The organism is Aquimarina gracilis (assembly GCF_035285365.1).
GTDB classification, from domain to species: Bacteria; Bacteroidota; Bacteroidia; order Flavobacteriales; family Flavobacteriaceae; genus Aquimarina; species Aquimarina gracilis.
On the sequence record NZ_JAYKLX010000001.1, the window covers coordinates 1 to 19,776 of the forward strand.

The 19,776-nt window shown below is 37.0% G+C and carries 14 protein-coding genes; 12 read left to right on the forward strand and 2 right to left on the reverse strand.

Annotated elements, in window-relative coordinates; all coding sequences use genetic code 11:
• The 10 genes from U6A24_RS00005 to U6A24_RS00050 all read left to right on the forward strand — a co-directional run.
• The coding region (locus tag U6A24_RS00005) for a beta strand repeat-containing protein (protein ID WP_324177873.1) at positions 1-1,915 on the forward strand (1,915 nt) is incomplete at its 5' end.
• A 33-nt stretch (positions 1,916-1,948) separates the two neighbouring features.
• Positions 1,949-2,653: a hypothetical protein gene (locus U6A24_RS00010; RefSeq protein WP_324177874.1), complete on the forward strand. Its 705-nt coding sequence runs from the start codon at positions 1,949-1,951 to the stop codon at positions 2,651-2,653.
• A gap of 16 nt (positions 2,654-2,669) precedes the next feature.
• Positions 2,670-6,500 carry a beta strand repeat-containing protein gene (locus U6A24_RS00015; protein WP_324177875.1) on the forward strand — a complete coding sequence of 1,277 codons (3,831 nt, stop codon included), beginning with the start codon at positions 2,670-2,672 and terminating at the stop codon, positions 6,498-6,500.
• A gap of 1 nt (position 6,501) precedes the next feature.
• Positions 6,502-7,665, forward strand: a complete 1,164-nt coding sequence (locus U6A24_RS00020) for a gliding motility-associated C-terminal domain-containing protein (protein ID WP_324177876.1) — start codon at positions 6,502-6,504, stop codon at positions 7,663-7,665.
• Positions 7,666-8,106: 441 nt separating this feature from the next.
• The gene (locus tag U6A24_RS00025; RefSeq protein WP_324177877.1) at positions 8,107-11,211 is read left to right on the forward strand and encodes a beta strand repeat-containing protein; all 3,105 of its coding nucleotides are present in this window, start codon (positions 8,107-8,109) and stop codon (positions 11,209-11,211) included.
• A 423-nt stretch (positions 11,212-11,634) separates the two neighbouring features.
• Positions 11,635-12,765, forward strand: a complete 1,131-nt coding sequence (locus U6A24_RS00030; RefSeq protein WP_324177878.1) for an immunoglobulin domain-containing protein — start codon at positions 11,635-11,637, stop codon at positions 12,763-12,765.
• A gap of 156 nt (positions 12,766-12,921) precedes the next feature.
• Positions 12,922-13,470, forward strand: a complete 549-nt coding sequence (locus tag U6A24_RS00035; RefSeq protein WP_324177879.1) for a ClpP family protease — start codon at positions 12,922-12,924, stop codon at positions 13,468-13,470.
• A 6-nt stretch (positions 13,471-13,476) separates the two neighbouring features.
• Complete coding sequence (locus U6A24_RS00040; protein WP_324177880.1) at positions 13,477-14,202, forward strand: M15 family metallopeptidase; 726 nt, start codon at positions 13,477-13,479, stop codon at positions 14,200-14,202.
• A gap of 51 nt (positions 14,203-14,253) precedes the next feature.
• The gene (locus U6A24_RS00045; RefSeq protein WP_324177881.1) at positions 14,254-14,721 is read left to right on the forward strand and encodes a CAP domain-containing protein; all 468 of its coding nucleotides are present in this window, start codon (positions 14,254-14,256) and stop codon (positions 14,719-14,721) included.
• Positions 14,722-14,883: 162 nt separating this feature from the next.
• Positions 14,884-15,651 carry a M48 family metalloprotease gene (locus tag U6A24_RS00050; RefSeq protein ID WP_324177882.1) on the forward strand — a complete coding sequence of 256 codons (768 nt, stop codon included), beginning with the start codon at positions 14,884-14,886 and terminating at the stop codon, positions 15,649-15,651.
• Between the two features lie 73 nt (positions 15,652-15,724).
• Here the strand turns inward: U6A24_RS00050 and U6A24_RS00055 are convergent, their stop codons facing one another.
• Positions 15,725-16,111 carry an ankyrin repeat domain-containing protein gene (locus U6A24_RS00055; protein WP_324177883.1) on the reverse strand — a complete coding sequence of 129 codons (387 nt, stop codon included), beginning with the start codon at positions 16,109-16,111 and terminating at the stop codon, positions 15,725-15,727.
• 503 nt (positions 16,112-16,614) lie between these two features.
• Complete coding sequence (locus tag U6A24_RS00060) at positions 16,615-16,998, reverse strand: ankyrin repeat domain-containing protein (protein WP_324177884.1); 384 nt, start codon at positions 16,996-16,998, stop codon at positions 16,615-16,617.
• 309 nt (positions 16,999-17,307) lie between these two features.
• Between U6A24_RS00060 and gpmI the strand changes: the two genes are divergently transcribed.
• Positions 17,308-18,825 (forward strand): 2,3-bisphosphoglycerate-independent phosphoglycerate mutase, encoded by a 1,518-nt coding sequence (gpmI, locus tag U6A24_RS00065; RefSeq protein ID WP_324177885.1) that lies wholly within the window; start codon positions 17,308-17,310, stop codon positions 18,823-18,825.
• A 109-nt stretch (positions 18,826-18,934) separates the two neighbouring features.
• Complete coding sequence (map, locus tag U6A24_RS00070) at positions 18,935-19,753, forward strand: type I methionyl aminopeptidase (protein WP_324177886.1); 819 nt, start codon at positions 18,935-18,937, stop codon at positions 19,751-19,753.
• Positions 19,754-19,776 lie beyond the last annotated feature (23 nt).

Below are 19,776 nucleotides of genomic sequence, written 5' to 3' on the forward strand. Positions count from 1 at the left end.
TCTTACTGAAGACGGAACTAACCTTATCATCACTGATTCCGATGGTAGTACGGTTTCTATTGCTCTTGCTGATATTGATACCAACACTACGAACGCAAGTCTTACTGAAGATGGTACCAACTTAATCTTAACCGATTCGGATGGTAGCACCGTAGCGATTGCATTAGCTGATATTGATACCAACACTACGAACGCAAGTCTTACTGAAGATGGTACCAACTTGATCTTAACCGATTCGGATGGTAGCACCGTAGCGATTGCGTTAGCTGATATTGACACCAATACAACCAATGCAAGTCTTACTGAAGACGGAACTAACCTTATCATCACTGATTCCGATGGTAGTACAGTTTCTATTGCTCTGGCTGATATTGATACTAATACTACCAATGCAAGTGTAACTGAAGATGGAACTAACCTTATCATCACTGATTCTGATGGTAGTACGGTTTCCATTGCTCTGGCTGATATTGACACCAACACTACGAACGCAAGTCTTACTGAAGATGGTACCAACTTAATCTTAACCGATTCGGATGGTAGCACCGTAGCGATTGCGTTAGCTGATATTGATACCAACACTACGAACGCAAGTCTTACTGAAGATGGTACCAACTTGATCTTAACCGATTCGGATGGTAGCACCGTAGCGATTGCGTTAGCTGATATTGATACCAACACTACGAACGCAAGTCTTACTGAAGATGGTACCAACTTGATCTTAACCGATTCGGATGGTAGCACCGTAGCGATTGCGTTAGCTGATATTGACACCAATACAACCAATGCAAGTCTTACTGAAGACGGAACTAACCTTATCATCACTGATTCCGATGGTAGTACAGTTTCTATTGCTCTGGCTGATATTGATACTAATACTACCAATGCAAGTGTAACTGAAGATGGAACTAACCTTATCATCACTGATTCCGATGGTAGTACGGTTTCTATTGCTCTGGCTGATATTGATACCAACACTACCAATGCTAGTCTTACTGAAGATGGAACTAACCTTATCATCACTGACTCTGATGGTAGTACGGTTTCTATTGCTCTTGCTGATATTGACACCAATACTACCAATGCAAGTGTAACTGAAGACGGAACTAACCTTATCATCACTGATTCCGATGGTAGTACGGTTTCCATTGCTCTGGCTGATATTGATACTAATACTACCAATGCTAGTCTTACTGAAGATGGTACCAACTTAATCTTAACCGATTCGGATGGTAGCACCGTAGCGATTGCATTGGCTGATATTAATGAAAATACAAGTATAACTCAAGCTACTGATAATACCGATACTGAAGTTACAGCTACAACGGCAAGAACTATCGCTACGTATACAAACGAAGCAGGAACAGATGTTACCATAAATGAAACTGTAACTTCTCTATCACAAGATGATACGAGTACAACAGGAGAAATTACCTATACCGATGAAAATGGAAATGATAGCACCGCTCAAGTAGTAGCTGCAGAAGCAGATAACCAAATTACAGTTGGTGCCAACGGAGGTGCCTATTTACAAGCGGTACCAACTATTTATGCGGCCGGAAAAGTAAATGCAGATGGGACTGTTAATACTGGTGCTATATTCAATGCTACTGTCACAAAGGTTACTACAAATAATGGCGGTTCTGGTGGTGGAACCGAAGGAGATTATCAAATAACCTTTGGTACAGATTTACCTGCTTTGACAAATTCTAATTATATTATTCAATTAACCATTGCAGACTGTGCAGGAGATTGTCCAGGAAATACTGGTCAAGATTATGACGATCCAGGAATAACCTATTACTCTCAAACGGCGGGTGGATTCTTTGTCAATATTGGAGATAGTGATAACGGAACTACTCAAAAAGATGATATCGATCTAGAGTTTATGTTTACCGTAATCAGACTTCCGTAATAAATAAATAGTACTTTAAACACGTTATTTAAGATGAAAAAGTTACCCCTCATAATATCAATTTTCATTCTGTCTTTAAACATTCATGGACAAATTGGTCCCAATGATGCAGGCGCTTTAATGGGTTTACCTCAGGCTACAGATTTGACAGAAATAAATAATATTCTTAATCCCCAAATAGGTTCAGTAGTATTTAATTTAGATGATGAAGAGATTTATAGATATACTGGGACTACCAATGGATGGCAAATAGCAACCGACGATCAATTTGATGATGAAGTAGAACTTAGAGACCCCACAATTGATGTAAATTATGACTCTGCCGCCGGTACGGGTACAACACCTATTTTTATTACCCCAGCACCTGAAACCGATGTTCAGGAAGTAATACAAGCGATAGCCCCTATTACATCAAAAGCCGGACGTGTGTTCTTCCCACCATCTATTGAGATTGACGCATCTGTTAATGTGAATGGAGAAACAATAGATTTATATCAAGCTTATTTAGATCAATATTCACTTAACCCACCGGGAACAATATTATCTGCAGTAAGTAATGGAGCCCCGCCAAGAATACCGGTTTATGATGCCGATGAGCTCTATTATTATGTAACCTATGCAGACGATACTATTTTTAGAAATATCTCTATTACTGAATTAGGTGTAATGACCTATGATATTATAGGGCAACCAACCGACGACAATACTATAATTAATGTAGTATTCGTAGTGAAGTAAAAAGATACAAGTATTGATGAAAATTCATTATAACATACGATTTTATGTAATACTTGGCTTTGCTTTGCTTCTAACAGGTGCAGGATTAAGATCACAAGATATTTTCGAAGATTTTGAAGCCGGTGCCGCTGGTTGGACAACAGCAGGTAATCAAACTGCTGGTAATTATGTAATTGGAAATCCTGTAGGTACCAATTGGCAATTAGAAGACGATCATACTCCAACCGGAGTTAATGCGGTGTTTACTGGTGCCAATCCAACAGGAGCCGATGGAACCGATGATGTCGATGGTGGAACAGCTATATTACTATCCCCAGTGTATAGTGTTGCTGTAGAATCTACTTTATCTATGTGGTATTTCTTTGGACAACGTGATGCTGGAGATGATACCGGAGATTTCTTTTTATTAGAATATTCTGTTGACGGTGGAACCAACTTTACTTCTATTGTTTCCATAGGAGATGTCACTTCCAATCCTGCATGGACTCAAAGCCCAGGTGTTACAATTCCTGCGGGATCCAATCTCCAAATACGAATGCAAGCAGCAGATGGCCCCAGTACTGGGGATATCGTGGAGGCAGGTATTGATGACATTTCTATTACAGCTAACGCCCCAGTTATAACTATAGATGATGTTACGGTGAACGAAGATGCTGGAACTATGACTTTCACTGTAACTCATTCTGGACAGGATGCAAGTTCTGACTTTACAGTAAGCTATACAACCGTAAACGGAACTGCTACCAGTGGGACAGATTATACCAGTCAAAGCGGAATTCTTACATTTTCAGGAACCAGTGGTGATACGCGAACCATTACAATTCCCATACTTGATGATATCATTTCAGAACCAACAGAATCTTTTTTTGTAAATCTCCCAAGTTCCAATGATCCATCTGTAGTTATAGTCGATTCTCAAGGAGAAGGCACCATTACAGATATTATTCCTTTAAACCAACCCTTAGAACTTTTTGATCAATTTAATGGGTATGTTGACTATGCTGTTGCAGGGGGTACTTTTAGAACTAGTGATACCAGTCCTTGTAATATTAGTACTACTTCTTCGGGTACACTTACATCACCTATACCCGCTACAGCTACTATAGAGAAAGCATATTTATTATGGGCACATTCTTCGCTTACACAAGATACAAATGTAACTTTTGAAGGTCAAAATGTTACCGCAACTGAATTAACACAAGGTTTTGTTGCTGCCAGTGGAGGTCTCAATTTCTTTGGAATGGTTAGTGATGTAACATCAATAATACAAGGCATTTCAGATCCTTCTAACAATACATATGACTTAACCGATCTTGTAATAGACAATACTGATACAAATAATAGTTATTGTACGACCACTACCGTCTTAGGTGCATGGAGTTTAATGATTTTCTATTCAGACCCTTCTTTACCTGCGGCTAGTATATCTATGTATAATGGTTTTGATCCTCAATCAGACAATACCACAAGTTATACATTGGATGGTTTTTTTGCCATTGGTTCTACGGGATCCAAAACTACCATCCTCTCGTGGGAAGGTGACCAAGGATTAGCCAATAATGAATCATTAACAGTAACCACTGGAACCGGTACTTTTAATTTACTTGGGGATGGAGATAATACAACAGGTCCTCCAAGTGCCAATCCATTTAATTCTACAATATTTGACAATACCGTTGCACCAATTGTAAATAATGCAACAGCCTATGGTCTGGATCTCGACACTTATAATGTGGCTTCTTTTGTGAGCCCTGGAGATAATTCAATCACCACCAATGTAGGAGTTGGACAAGATCTCGCCATATTAAATACAGTATTACTTAAAGTACCAGGAAACCTGATAGTAGGTACAGTGTTTGAAGACATAAATTACCCAGGTGGAACAGGTCGTAATCTTACTACCTCCTCTGGCATCCCGATTCCAAATGTAACAGTTGAGCTCTACGACAATTCGAACAATCTTGTTGAAACCACCACAACAAATGCTTCTGGTGAATATGTTTTTGGAGGAATGGTTAATGGAGATTATAGTGTTCGCGTAATTAACACCACAGTAAGATCAACACGAGGTGGTGGTTCTACTTGCACAACGTGTATTCCTGTACAAACTTTTAGATCAAATTATGTGGGGAGCAGTATTACCGAAATTACTAATGAAATAGGAGGAGCAAATCCGGCAGGACAAGAAGTTGGTGCCGGCACATTAACTGGGGCTCAAACCATATCTAATGTTACTATTACTAGTGAAGGAGCAGTAGATCTTGATTTTGGCTTTAACTTCAATACGATTGTAAATACCAATCAAACTGGCCAAGGTTCTTTAGAACAATTCATTGTAAATTCTAATAATTTAGATGAAACTGGATTAGATATTGCCGTTCATCCAAATGATGGTACTTTGAATCCTGCAGCCGGAGAAGATACTTCAATATTTATGATCCCAACATCGGATTCTGGTTTTACAGCTGGTTCTTACTTTGATATAGCTATAGGTACCGGAAATGCACTTTCGGCAATCACGGCAAACAATACGATTATCGATGGTCGAACACAAACCGCATTTACTACAGATACCAATCCAGGAACCGTAGGATCAGGAGGAACAACAGTAGGTACATCTGCCAATGCACTACCTAATTACAATTTACCCGAAATTCAAGTCCATCAAGATGATGGAAATGCATTGGTTGTACAAGCAAATAATATCGTGATAAGAAATATTGCAGTATATACAGATGCTCTAGCAGGAATTTCTATAGAATCTGGTTCGGCTACAATAACTGAAAATTTAATCGGAGTTGATGCCACCGGTAATGCTGTGGCTGGTCAAAATATTCTAGACGGCGTACTTATTACAGGAGGTACCGCGACCGTTGAAGCAAATTACATTTCTGCCAATGAAAGAACTGGAGTTAGAATCAGTGGCGGAACAACTACAGTGATACAAAATAATCATATCATAGATAATGGAATTAGTAGCGGAGGAAGTGCAAACTGCGATGATAACATTCGAATTACCGCTGGATCTGGTATACAAATCCGTCGAAACCTAATTCAAAATGCGGCTTCTGTAGGTATCGATAGTGAAACAGGTAGTGATGGGGTGATAATTTCTGAAAACACAGTTTCAAACAATGGAATTAGCACCAACTCTTGCAATGATATAGGAATACGAGTAAGAGGTAGTAATTTTCAAATCATTAATAATATCATTCACAATAATGTACAAGACGGAATAGTAATAGAAGAAAATGCTTCGTCTGGCAACTTAATCTCACAAAATTCTATATATGCGAATGGCCAACTTGGTATTGACCTAAGCCCAAATAATGCAGGTGATGGAGTCACTCTAAACGATAATGGAGATGGTGATACTGGGCCAAACGAATATGTGAATTTTCCAGTTTTTGAATCGGCATCTATATCAGGTAATCAACTCACAATTGTTGGCTGGGCAAGACCAGGAGCAATAATAGAAGTATTTTTGTCAGATCTTAGTACGGGTTCTGCTAGCGTAGGAGACAATCAAATTACGGGACCTTCAGGTGCTGTTACTCAAGATTATGGTGAAGGAGAAACCTATCTAACCACAGTTATCGAAGGTAGTGTAAACGATAATGATACAGCCAATTCTCTCTATAATGATGTAGATGGAAATACTGATACTACCGAAAGATTTAATTTTACCATTACTTTGGGAACAGCTATTCCCGTAGGAAGTATACTAACAGCTACTGCAACAGACCCAGTTACCAATTCCACATCAGAATTTGGAGGAGCCTATACGGCAGGAGCTGCTACCGTTATAACTAACAGAACTATAACCTATAGAGCAAAACAGAATTAAGATGAAAAGAGGACATTACATAGGAGCATTTGTAGTTGCAACACTTTTGCTATTCAAAAGCTATAGTCAAGAAGCCTTTCACAATTTCGGCAATTTGCAAATACATACCGATGGCGAAGTTGGTTTTCATATGGATCTTATCAATGACGGAACCTTTAATCAAAATGAAGGTTTTGCAGGTTTTTATAGTCCCGATGATCGACTTACCATTTCTGGAACCAATCGCCCTGTATTCTATAATATGGAAATTGATGTCTTTGATGACCTTTTTTTAGAAGTAGCTACCGGTGTTCGTAATTTTCAACAATTTACAACTGGAAGAGTGCAAACACCTAGAAATCGAGGAAGCATTACTACCTCTTTAGATTATTTAAACGATGCGCCCTATGCAGGCGAAGATGACGAACATTTCGTTGATGGGTATGCTTCATTAACTGGTGATTTAGATTTTACATTTCCGATAGGAGATGATTTTAGATTGCGCCCAATGAGAATTCAAGATGGCGCTTCTGCCAATACTTCCAGAGGAGCATATTTTTTCGAAGATCCTAATTTTCCAAACTTTTTCTCAGATCGTTTTGATACCGAAAGTCGTGCTCCTACTTTATTTGCTGTAAGTATATTCGAATTTTGGGATCTTGATGGAGATACCGAAACTCGTGTAACGCTTACTTGGGATGACAATAGTAATATCCCAACACTGGTTGAAGACCTGGACGGTCTTAGAGTAGTAGGATGGAACGAGACTACTGGCGAGTGGGATAACTTAGGAAATGCCGGAACTACAGGAAATTTAAGTAATGGTGAAATCACTTCGGATCCATTTATCCCAAATAATTATGTAGTACTTACTTTTGGCAGCTCAGACCGTATTTTGGATGGAGACTTAGAGATATTTACGGCAGTTTCACCTAATGGTGATGGTCTTAATGATACCTTTATTATACAAGGTATCGCTCAATTTCCTAATAATGAGCTTTCAATTTTCAACCGTTGGGGAGTATTGGTATACAACAAAAAAGGGTATGACAATTCTTGGGGCGGGATTTCTGAAGGAAGAGCTACTATAGCCAAAGGTGAAGAGCTTCCGGTAGGAACGTATTACTATGTCCTAAAAATTGATGGACAAAAGGACCAGGCGGGATACCTATATATTAATAGGTAATCTTTTCCCATTTAAACTACACTTGTTAACGCATTGAACAACAAATCCATACCTTAATTTTATGTGAAATCTCTCATAAAATCCACCTTTTTTAAGGTTTCCCTCAAAATGTATCATGATATAATTCTTACCTTTGTATCTAGTTGGCACCAAGTCGTCAAATTGTAGTCAACCGAAATTCTTACTTAATAATTACCCCTTTATATTATTTGATCAAACACATACCTGTGTTTAAAAACTAAGGTATGGTATTAGTATGCCTGTTAGTTATTTGATAACTCTTAGGTAAAACTTTTGGACAGTATCGTTCTTTCTTTTTTGTCAAAAAAATCATTTATGTACTCTAAGATGCATTTATAAATAATTATCCCTGTAAATACCTGATGAAAATTTTTGACAACTAAGAATAAATATAGTCCATCTGGAATGTTTTAAAAAGTTATGAAACACACGTCGAGTAAGATATTTGTATTCTTAATTCTTTTGTTATTTCCTTTTTTGAAGGTAATTTCACAACAAGGTACTGTAACAGTAGAGGTTGATTGGCCAGATTATGCAGAAGAAAATAGAGTACGAATATTCAGTATTGATGGTACTCTTCAACTTGAAGAATGCGTTCCTGGTGATTGTTATGTGGCTAACAATGCCAGAATTCAAAATTACACCAATACGCGTACGATTGATTTAAACTACGGAGGATATGGCCTTCTGATTTCTGATCGTTTTGGCGACGGATGGAATGGAGCCGCCAGTGTAAGAATTTTAGTAGATGGTGTAGAAGTATTGAATGTTACAAAAGCAGATGATGGTAATGAATCTGAGTTCTTTGGTTTTTCAGTTTTTGACTCTTCAATAACTCAAAACCCACCTTTAACCCTTTTTGATCAATTTAATGGATATTATGACTATACTGTTGCTGGAGGAACTTTAAGAACAAGTGATGCAGATCCATGTGCCATTACGACCAATTCTTCGGGTACTTTAACTACACCTATTCCAGCAGGGGCCACCATTGAAAAAGCATATCTATTTTGGGCGCACTCTAACTATACAGTAGATACCAATGTAACCTTTGAAGGTCAAAATGTTACTGCAGATGTAATTAATCAATACGCTATTAGTCAAATCTCATTTTTTGGAATGGTAAGTGATGTTACTACCATAATACAAGGCATTTCTGATCCCTCTACAGAAACGTATAATTTTAGCGATCTTAATATTGACAACACAAACAACACAGGTTTTTATTGTGGTTCGACAACCTTGGGTGGATGGAGTTTAATGATTTTTTATACAGAACCTTCCCTACCTCCTAGCAGAATTAATTTGTACAATGGATTCAATGGACAACAAAATTCTAATTCTAGTTATGTAGTAGATAATCTTTTTGCTATTAGTAGTGTAGGTGCCAAAACTACAGTTCTTAGCTGGGAAGGAGATCAAGGACTTTCGGGAGGAGAAGAATTAGCAATTACCACCAGCTCAGACCCAACTCCAGTTCCTTTAAAGGGAGATGGCGATAACATTGCTCCTACCGAGAATCCTTTTAATTCTACAATTTTTGATAACTCAACAGGAACAGTTGTTAATACCACTAATTCATATGGTTTAGATTTAGACACTCATAATATAACAGGTGCTATAGATCCAGGTGATACCAGTGTAACTACAAATGTGACTGTTGGTGGAGATATTGTTATTCTTAATGCAGTAGCCTTAAAAGTGACCAGTAATTTGATTGTTGGAACCGTTTACGAAGATGTTAATTATTCTGGTGGATCTGGACGAGATCAAACTGTAGCTTCCGGAGTTCCTATTGAAAATGCAGTTGTTGAATTGTATGATAGTTCTGGAAATCTAGAGCTAATCGCAACAACAGATAGTTCAGGTGAATATGTTTTTGCCGGAATGGCTGATGGAGATTATAGCGTTCGGGTAGTAAACAACAGCGTCAGATCAACAAGAGGAGGCGGAACCACTTGCACAACATGTATACCCATTCAAACCTTTCGTAGAAATTACACCGCAAGTACATTAAGTGATATTCCCGATGAAATTGGTGGAGCAAACCCAGCCGCTGAAGATCCCGGAGCCGTTACTACCATAGGGAATCCAATACCCGCAGGAGCACAAACAGTATCAACGGTTTCTATAAGTGGCGAAGGTGCAGTAGACTTAGACTTTGGGTTTAATTTTAATACTATCGTCAATACCAATGAAGACGGCCAAGGATCATTAGAACAATTTATCATTAATTCGAATAATCTTGATGAAACAGGATTGGATATCGAAGCACATCCAAATGATGCTACACTTGATCCGGCTGCAGGGGATGATACTTCGATATTTATGATTCCTACCAATGCCGACCCCTTGGGAAGAACTACAGATCCAGGATATAATGCTATCGACGGATATTTTGATATTCTTACAAATAGTAATCTATCTGCAATAACAGGAACCAATAGCGCCAATACCAAAATAGACGGAAGAACCCAAACAGCCTATTCTGGGAATACAAATACCGGAAGCATCGGTGCGGGCGGAAGCACAGTAGGAACTTTGGCAGTCACTCTACCTACTTATGATTTACCAGAAATACAAGTTCAGAAAGGAAGTGGAAACGGTTATGTATTCAATATTCAATCCAATGATGTTACCGTTAGGAACATGGCAATTTTTGGAAATAATAATAGTGCCGATGGGGTAAGAGTAACCTCGGGGTCCGGGGTCATAGTGCAAGCCAATGTAATTGGTCTTAATGCAGTAGGTGTTCTTGAAGGAAATACTCGGCATGGCGTAAGAGTTAATGGAGGAACCTCTACGATTACCGAAAACTACATTTCTCAAACACGTGTAAATGGAATTAGGCTAAATAACACGAGTAATCCAACAACCTCAATAACTCTCAATCACCTAACAGCCAATGGACAAAATGGTTGTAACAGTAATATTCTTGTAAGAGGAGGAACAAATAATACCGTAGAAAATAACTTAATTGATAGCGCAAGTGCATTTGGTATTAATGATACTATCGGTAGCATTTCTATAACCGGAAATACTATTACAACATCAGGCCAAGATACTACAGGTTGTACAGATAATGCGGGTATTGGGTTGGAAAACAACAACTCTTCAATTTCTAATAATATCATAAACGCTAATAACGGAGCTGGAGTACTATTGACAGGCGGTACAACTTCGGGAAATACGATCTCGCAAAATTCTATCTTTAATAATGGTTCGGCTACAAATCCTTCGCTTGGAATTGACATCAACAATGATGGTGTAACACTTAATGATGACAGTAGCATTCCCCCTTCTGGACCTAATGGAAGTATTAACTTTCCAATTTTAGAGTCGGTAGCCGTTTCTGGAACTAGACTTCGAGTTGTAGGATGGGTTGGCGCTGGAGCCATTGTAGAGCTTTTCTTAACCGATATCGACCAAGGAAGTGCAAGTGCTGGAAGCAATCAAATTGGTGGTGTATCAAGAGATTATGGGGAAGGGCAAGTATTTATAGGATCGGCAATAGAAGGAAGTTGAGATGATAGCAATGCCACTATTTCTTTATACAATGATATCGATGGTAATACAGATACTACCAATAGGTTTGATTTTACCATCACGTTAAGCTCATCAATACCTGTAGGAAGTATGATAACGGCAACGGCAACGGTTAGTAATTCAACTTCAGAGTTTGGCAGTGCTTATCTTGTTGGATCGGCAACTGTAATTACCAACAGAAGAACTACTTATAAGGTGAAAAAAAATTAATTCGAATATCGAATATGTATAACCTACGGTTTTCCTCAATATCTCTTGTAATATTATTTATATATTTGAACCATTAATCAACACAAAGTCGTCAAAATAGCAGTCACAATAAGTTATTACTTAATAAATACCCCTTTTTATTAAGAATTGATATACCAGTATTAAAAAAATGGTATAAAGAATTTAAACTACATGCTATTTTCAAATAATAAACCTGCCCGTAAAGTTTTTACAGTAATCCTACTGTATCTAGTTCCATTTTTATCATTTTCTCAATCTATTAATGATTATCGTTCTGTGGGTAACGGAAATTGGACCAACGTCTCTATTTGGGAAACTTATAACGGTACGGCTTGGGTTGTGGCCGCCAATTATCCCGGACAAGTTGCTGGCACTAATAATGTTTTTATTGAAGGTGGTTTCTCGGTTACAATTTCATCAAACATTCCTAATAACTTTAACTCTTTAACGATAGGCCCTGGTGAACTTTTGGTAAGTTCTAATTCCTCCTTAGACACACCTTTAATAACATTAATTAGCGGCGGTTCGGCAGAATGGACTTCAAACAACACTACTTTATCTTTACCAGCCAATGCCTCTGTAATAATTGCCGGTGGAAATCTGGTAGAAGCCAATCCATGTAATGCCACTAAAAGATTATCAATTGGCGGAGTTATATATGCTACCTGTAATGGCGGAGGACCCGGTGTAGATTATGACTTTGGTGATATCAATACGGGTGGTGGTACACTCACTGTATCCCCCACCTCTAATAGCCCTCTGTGCATCGGAGAAACTTTGAACCTTCTCGCAAATCCTGCCGGAGCAGGTAGTAACGAGACAATGACTACATTTTCGTGGTCAGGAACTGGTCCAGGTGGATATACATTTAATTCATCAGTGCAAGATCCAATAATAAATACGACCTTACTTAATGCAGGAACCTATGCCTTTATGGTAACTATTACCGACCCTAACTCTAATACCAATACAAATACTGTAGATATAATAATTACAGCATCTCCCAACGCTCCTGTAAGTAATGGAAACCAAAGGATTTGTATAGGAGGAACTATTCCTGCCTTAACGGTAACTGTAGGCGCTGGGGAAACAGTAGATTGGTATGATACCGCATCCGGAGGTAATCTTATATTAAGTGACAATACGAGCTATACACCAGTGGTTGCAGGCAGTTACTTTGCTGAAGCACGTAATACATCTGCGGGTTGTACTAGTACCACAAGAACAGAAGTTGTTCTTAATATTAGTTCCTGTAAAGTTGTTACCAATAGAAGGATAAGTTTTAGAGTTCGCCGAAATTGATTTTATGTTCGAATTTTCTACAGTATAAAGTTTCTTCTATTATTGTTTTAAGGAGTTTTGTAAAATTTCCTGAAATGCTCTATTACATATGTGTTTTTTTACAAAAATTAGCATACATTTATCTTCAACAGAGATTAAAAAATTAAAACCACTATAATGAAAGAAAAAGCTGGAAAAATACAGGACCTTATTGATAAAAAATTTTTAGAAGAACGAAGTGTATTTCTTTGGGGGCAAGTAGATGATAAATCGGCAAAACACGTCATCGATAGGCTTATGTATCTGGATATGATAAGTGATCAGGAAATAAAACTATACATTAACAGCCCTGGGGGATATGTTACTTCAGGTTTTGCTATGTACGACACCATAAAAAGTTTGAAAAGCCCTGTATCTACAATCTGTACGGGTCTAGCAGCATCTATGGGATCAATTTTACTTAGTGTGGGTGAGAAGGGTCGCCGATTTATTCAACCGCATGCCAAAGTTATGATTCATCAACCTAGTGGAGGAGCTCAGGGTCAAGCCTCGAATATCGAAATTCAAGCAACAGAAATTTTAAAAACTAAAGAACTAAGTGCACAAATTCTGGCAGACAATTGTGGACAGGATATGGAAAAAGTTTTAAAAGACTTTAATCGCGATTACTGGATGGATGCGCAGGAATCTTTGGATTATGGCATTGTAGATGGTATTTTGGAATAAATTTCTATGATACGTAGAAACTTTATAAAAATTAATGCTCTTGGAATGCTGGGTGCATCATTATCTTCCTTTTTTATAATTTCATCAGACCTTTCAAAGGATGATCTAATGGGAAAAAGTAACCCCACTTTATTTGGAGATGGATATAAATTAAGAAAAGAAGCCCATGAAGCGTTTTTAAAAATGAAAACCGAAGCACTTAAAAGTGGTTTCAAGATTAAGGTAGTATCAAGTTATAGGAATTATGCGCATCAAAACCGTATTTGGGAGCGTAAATACAAAAGATTTATTGCTGGAGGGCTATCTCCTTCTCTGGCAATTAATAAAATCGTAGAGTATTCGACAATTCCCGGAACCTCTAGACATCACTGGGGAACCGATATAGATATCGTTGATGGTGCTGCACCTCAACCAAAAGGATTACTTCTAGAAGAAAATTTTGAAGGAGATGGTCCTTTTTGTAAGTTTAAGGAATGGTTGGACAAACATGCAAACTCTTTTGGTTTCTACCTGGTATATACCGATAATCAAAACAGAAAAGGGTTTAAATATGAGCCTTGGCATTATTCTTATGCTCCCCTTTCTATCCCAATGCTAAAAGCATACAGAGAATTGGATGTATCTCAAGAATTACAAAAGGCCAAGCTATTAGGTAGCGAATACTTATCTCAAGATTTTATTAATCAATACATAAAAGAAAACATATTGGATATTAATCCCCAATTATTATAACCTATGTACTAAATTTGTTCTATTTTAGTTATATAATAAAAACCCCAAATAATGAAAACTACTTTAGTAAACTATTGCCTGGCTTTTATGGTTTTATTTGGAACATTTTCTTGTTCTGAAGATGAAGCCCCTTTAGAAACTCCTAATGAAACATCTGTAGCAGATGAAATCCTAAGATTGGTTAATGAACATAGGCAAGGTCAAGGCCTACCTGTATTAGAGAAAAGCAGCACTGCCGATCAACTTGCCATAGAGCATTCTAGGTATATGATTGCACAAGGTGAAATTAGTCATGACAATCGAGATGCAAAATTCGATGAGCTGAAAGATAAAGAAAATGCTCGGGGTTTTGGAGAAAATGTGGCTTTTGGTCAAAGTTCGGCTCAATCTGTAATGACAGCGTGGCTTAACAGTAGTGGCCATCGTGCAAACATTGAAGGAAATTATACTCATATAGGCATTGGCGCTGTTACCGATGAAAACGGCCGCTACTATTATACACAAATTTTTTATCGCTAAACTATGCAAACTCAACCATGCTAGCGAGCACTAATTCTATTCTATATAACTAATAGAATAGTACCTCTAGTAATTGCTTACTAAAAGGGTGTTTTATACATTTTATTAGTAAGCAATTTTTTTATTTATTAACTTTAGATTATTAATCATAATCAAATTCTGATGAGACGTGGTGGCTTGAAAATTCGAATACTTATAGGTCTTGCCATTGTTGCATTTGCTTTTATAAAAAAGTGTAACAACAAGACCTTAAACCCATATACCAATAGAGTGCAAAATATTAATATGACCAGTGATCAAGAGATTGCCATTGGTTTACAAAGTGCTCCACAAATGGCGCAACAACATGGTGGTTTATATCCCGATCAAAAGTTGCAAAGCTATATTGATATGGTAGGTAACAAACTTGTAAATTCAAGTATGGCGCAACAAACGCCATATAAATATGAATTTCATCTCCTTGCAGACTCTAATACCATTAATGCATTTGCGTTACCAGGCGGACAAATTTTTATTACCTACGCCTTACTTTCCAAATTAGAAAATGAAGATCAGGTTGCTGGAGTACTGGGGCATGAAATCGGTCATGTATTAGGGAGGCATTCTGCAGAAAGAATTGCAGAGCACGAGTTCTGGAAGACAATATCTACGGGAGCATCAGTAGGAGCTGATATGGGTGGATTGGTAAATGGAATTGGGCAAAATATATTATTAGGAAATGGTCGTGATGACGAATTGGAAAGTGACAAACTTGGCGTATTGTTTATGATTAATTCTGGATACAACCCCGAGGAAATGATTTCAGTAATGAAGGTTTTAAAAGTTGCGGCGGGCCCTAATCGTCAGCCCGAATTTCAAAGTACACATCCAGATCCTGATAATCGTATTGAAAAAATAAGAGAAGCTATAAAAGAGTTTAGTAAAAATTAAAAAACTATTTGAGAATTGTAAAAACCAACTCCCAAATAGTTTGATTAAATAATTAATTCGTTAATAAAGTTTTTTAAGATAGTTCCTCTAATAAAGCTATAGCTTCTTTCGCATTGGATAATTTTGCAAAATAAATTGCTTTATATCCTTTGCTATCTCTAGCTTTAATATTAGCACCTTTTTCTACAAGAACTTTAATGATATCTACTCTATTATAGCGAGCAGCATACATAAGTGGTGTCATACCTTCAGATCTTTCATTAACATCACTTCCTAGTTCGATCATTTTTTTAACGGCTTCTAAATCACCTTTTACAATGGCCATACAAAATGGATTTACTTTGGATTTAAAGGTAGTTTGTTCATAATCATGACTAACTGTAGCCATATCCATCGCTGATGCACTAACTGTTGAGACGATGCTCGCAACCATAAAAATGGCCAAAATTGAATTCTTCATAATGATTAAAATTTTAAGTTATTTGATTGACGTATATAAACAAGACTACCAAACCCATGAATTCGTTACACATTAAAACCTAAATAACATAACTTTAACCTAATCACAACAAAATATTATGGCTAACACTTAAAAAAAGGTATCTATAAAAATAAATTCGATTACTGTTTCTACAGTAATCGAATTTAAAAGGGAGAACGAACAAATCAATCAAACAAAATCTATCTACATTTTTATACTAATAATTACTTTTTAGCATTTGCAAATATAGTTTTTAGTGGTTTTTACAAATGAATTGATAGCTTTACTATTAATAATTAATACTATTACTAACAAATATACAACTATTATTATTAGATAAGATTTATAACTTATTAAATAACAAGTTTTTAACTTTTATTCAACAAAACATTTTGATAATAATAGTGTGACTATTAACCAAATCCAATGTCTAAATAATCAAACACTGGATTCTATTAAGTATCAATATGTTATCCAAACAATTACTTTTTCTTTAAGTCTGCAAGAAGTTTCATGGCCTCATTTGCCCCAGATAACTCAGCATATTTTAAAGCAGTAAATCCTTGATTATCTCTAGTTTTTACTTTTGCTCCATTAGCTATTAAAAGTTTGATGATTTCAACTCTATTATATCTAGCTGCATACATTAATGGTGTCATTCCGCCAGAAACTTTATTCACTTCTGTACCCAGTTCAATCATTTTTTTTACCATTTCATAATCACCTTTTGCTATTGATAAGCAAAAAGGCGAAACGTTTGGTATCCTAACTCTTTCTACTTTATGGCTTACTGTTCCTTTTTCAGGATTATTTCCCAATACAGTTCCAAAAACCATACAAAACATTAAGATTACTAGTTTTTTCATTATTTCATTTATTAGTTCACTGTTGATTTGTGATTGTTAAAATTTATTACCACAAATGAATTATAAAATCCATACAAAAAAGACCTTGTTTTTAAGAATAACTCATTATTAACCTTCTCTATACAAATCCGTTAATAGTTTCACAAAAAGCAACGCTTTCTTAACCCAAAGTACACCATTAAATTATCTTGGAATAATCTTAAGTTTTTGTAACCTTATGTTCGAAGTTGTAACTTTGTAGCTTGTACCTTTTAAAAAAGTAAGGAATACAAACAACAACCAACCAAAAACATTAATTAAGAGCACACTATGAACAAGAAAGTAATCTTGATGATTTTAGATGGATGGGGGACATCTCCCGATCCTAAAGTATCGGCAATAGACCATGCAAAAACGCCATTTATAGACAATTTGTATAGAGAATATCCATACGCCGCTCTGCGCACCGATGGCCTTCACGTTGGATTACCAGATGGACAAATGGGGAACAGCGAAGTTGGCCATATGAATCTTGGAGCCGGTAGAATAGTATATCAAGATTTGGCCAAGATTAATATCGCAGTTGAAAAAGACACACTAAAAGACGAAACCGCTCTTGTTGATGCTTTTCATTATGCAAAAAAGAATAGTAAAAATATTCACCTGTTGGGACTAGTAAGTGATGGTGGAGTACATTCGCACATTAACCATATTAAAGGATTGCTAAATGCTGCAAATTCTTTTGGCTTGGAAAATGTATTTCTACACGCATTTACCGATGGCCGTGATGTGGATCCAAAGTCTGGAAAAAACCACATTAAGGATATTCAGGACCATATGTCCAAAACCACCGGGAAACTAGCATCGGTAATAGGAAGATATTATGCCATGGATAGAGATAAACGTTGGGAGCGTGTTAAACTAGCTTATGATCTTATCGTAAATGGCATAGGAGAAGGAACCGAAAATATTTTGGACACTATTCAAACAAGTTATGATAATGATATCACCGATGAATTTATTAAGCCTATAATACTTACCGAAAACGGAAATCCTACTGCCACAATAAAAGATGATGATGTTGTTATCTTCTTTAATTTCAGAACAGATCGGGGTCGAGAGTTAACTGAAATGCTGTCACAAAAAGATATGCACGAGTACAATACGCATAAAATGCCGCTGCACTATGTTACTATGACAAATTATGACGATACTTTTACAGGTATCAAAGTAATTTACGACAAGGAAAACATTACCGAAACCCTTGGAGAAGTACTATCAAAAGCGGGAAAAACGCAGATCCGTATAGCGGAAACTGAAAAATATCCACACGTTACCTTCTTTTTCTCTGGAGGAAGAGAGGAACCATTTGAGGGAGAAAAAAGAATATTAAGAAACTCTCCAAAAGTAGCTACCTATGATCTTAAACCAGAAATGAGCGCTTACGAACTTAGAGATGCCTTGGTTCCAGAATTACAAAAAGGAGAAGTTGATTTTGTTTGCCTCAATTTTGCCAATGGTGATATGGTAGGTCATACGGGGGTTATGGATGCCGCTATCAAAGCATGTGAGGCCGTCGATATTTGTGTTAAAGATGTAATATCAACAGGATTGGAAAACGATTACACTACCATACTAATTGCCGATCATGGAAATTGTGAAACAATGATTAACCCAGATGGCTCACCGCATACAGCGCATACGACTAACCCAGTACCTTTTATTTTGATTGACAAAGACCAGATCAAAGTAAAAGACGGTGTTTTGGGTGATATAGCCCCTACAATTCTAAACTTAATGGGTGTTAAAAAACCTGAAGCGATGACACAAAAGTCTTTGATGAAGTAAAATAACAATTAATATGTTAAGGGCATTGCATAAACATTCGGCCTGGGATTAATTACATATCTTAATATTCTTTGTAAATTTGCCTTCCTAAAAAAGGAACTATAGGCCTATGATTATTACCAAAACACGTGAAGAAATAGAATTAATGCGAGAGAGTGCATTGGTTGTTTCAAGAACATTGGGAATGTTAGCTTCTGAACTCAAACCGGGAGTTACCACAAAACAATTAGACAAAATTGCCGAAGAATTTATAAGAGATCAAGGGGCCGTTCCAGGTTTTTTGGGGTTGTATGGTTGTCCTTCTACACTGCTAACTAGTGTTAACGAAGCTGTTGTACATGGACTACCAACCGACAAACCTCTTGAAGAAGGTGATATTGTTGCTATTGATTGCGGTGCTATTAAAAACGAATTTTATGGTGACCATGCCTATACGTTTACCATTGGTGAAGTTGATCCTGAAGTTGAACAATTGCTGAAAATCACTAAGGAGTCATTATATAAAGGTATTGCAGAATTCAAATTAGGAAATCGTGTTGGTGATGTGGGTTATGCAATACAAAAGTACACTGAAGCTGCAGGATATGGTGTTGTGAGAGAACTGGTTGGTCATGGCCTTGGAAAGAAACTTCACGAAGACCCCGAAATGCCAAACTATGGTAGACGCGGTCGTGGTAAAAAGTTCATTGAAGGAATGGTAGTTGCCATAGAGCCCATGATCAATATGGGTACTCATAGGATCAAACAACTAGAGGATGGATGGACTATTGTAACGGCAGATGGAAAACCTAGTGCACATTTTGAGCACGATGTAGCTTTGATTGACGGAAAACCTGAAATTCTTTCAACCTTTAAATACATTTACCAAGCGCTGGGCATTGAATCTGATGAAGAAGATGCTTTTCGCCAGGAAATGTTGACCGTTTAAAAACTCCTTACTTTTTATTCACA

Coding starts and splice junctions, on each gene's coding strand:
- U6A24_RS00010 (WP_324177874.1), top strand. CDS start 1,949: ATGAAAAAGTTACCCCTCATAATATCAATTTTCATTCTGTCTTTAAAC.
- U6A24_RS00015 (WP_324177875.1), top strand. CDS start 2,670: ATGAAAATTCATTATAACATACGATTTTATGTAATACTTGGCTTTGCT.
- U6A24_RS00020 (WP_324177876.1), top strand. CDS start 6,502: ATGAAAAGAGGACATTACATAGGAGCATTTGTAGTTGCAACACTTTTG.
- U6A24_RS00025 (WP_324177877.1), top strand. CDS start 8,107: ATGAAACACACGTCGAGTAAGATATTTGTATTCTTAATTCTTTTGTTA.
- U6A24_RS00030 (WP_324177878.1), top strand. CDS start 11,635: ATGCTATTTTCAAATAATAAACCTGCCCGTAAAGTTTTTACAGTAATC.
- U6A24_RS00035 (WP_324177879.1), top strand. CDS start 12,922: ATGAAAGAAAAAGCTGGAAAAATACAGGACCTTATTGATAAAAAATTT.
- U6A24_RS00040 (WP_324177880.1), top strand. CDS start 13,477: ATGATACGTAGAAACTTTATAAAAATTAATGCTCTTGGAATGCTGGGT.
- U6A24_RS00045 (WP_324177881.1), top strand. CDS start 14,254: ATGAAAACTACTTTAGTAAACTATTGCCTGGCTTTTATGGTTTTATTT.
- U6A24_RS00050 (WP_324177882.1), top strand. CDS start 14,884: ATGAGACGTGGTGGCTTGAAAATTCGAATACTTATAGGTCTTGCCATT.
- U6A24_RS00055 (WP_324177883.1), bottom strand. CDS start 16,111: ATGAAGAATTCAATTTTGGCCATTTTTATGGTTGCGAGCATCGTCTCA.
- U6A24_RS00060 (WP_324177884.1), bottom strand. CDS start 16,998: ATGAAAAAACTAGTAATCTTAATGTTTTGTATGGTTTTTGGAACTGTA.
- gpmI (WP_324177885.1), top strand. CDS start 17,308: ATGAACAAGAAAGTAATCTTGATGATTTTAGATGGATGGGGGACATCT.
- map (WP_324177886.1), top strand. CDS start 18,935: ATGATTATTACCAAAACACGTGAAGAAATAGAATTAATGCGAGAGAGT.